Raw genomic sequence first — 413 nt, forward strand, 5'->3', positions numbered from 1 at the left:
AGGTTATACAATGAAAAGCTTACTAACCGTGGTAATAGTAACGGGCTTAGCGACTGGGTGCAACTCAGAGCAAAGCGCACCAGCACAACAAAAGATAGTAACAGCGCCAGATACAAAACCGCAAGTCGATCCGCCGGTATTGATGCCAGAGTCAGAAGCACCAGAATCGCCAGTAGTGGAAGTGCCATCAATTCCACTAGACCCATCAGAACCAATCGCCCCACCAATAATAGAGCCAGAACCCGTGGCAACACTACCCATATTCATCGATGAAGGCATAACAACTCACGCTCAGAAACCATACAGCGGCACAGTCACGCGTGGTGGTGATGCTTATCTGCGATACAACCAAGACGCGCAATACTTCAATGACTTTGAGTTACCAGAGTGGAATGTCACATATCGATATGAGC

The 413-nt window shown here is 47.9% G+C and carries 1 pseudogene; it reads left to right on the forward strand.

The window, feature by feature from the left end:
* Nucleotides 1-10 precede the first annotated feature (10 nt).
* Nucleotides 11-413 (forward strand): annotated as a pseudogene (locus DC53_RS0121005) (hypothetical protein); the annotation flags it as partial.

It is taken from the genome of Pseudoalteromonas fuliginea (genome assembly GCF_000690055.1).
In the GTDB taxonomy this organism is placed as follows: domain Bacteria; phylum Pseudomonadota; class Gammaproteobacteria; order Enterobacterales; family Alteromonadaceae; genus Pseudoalteromonas; species Pseudoalteromonas fuliginea.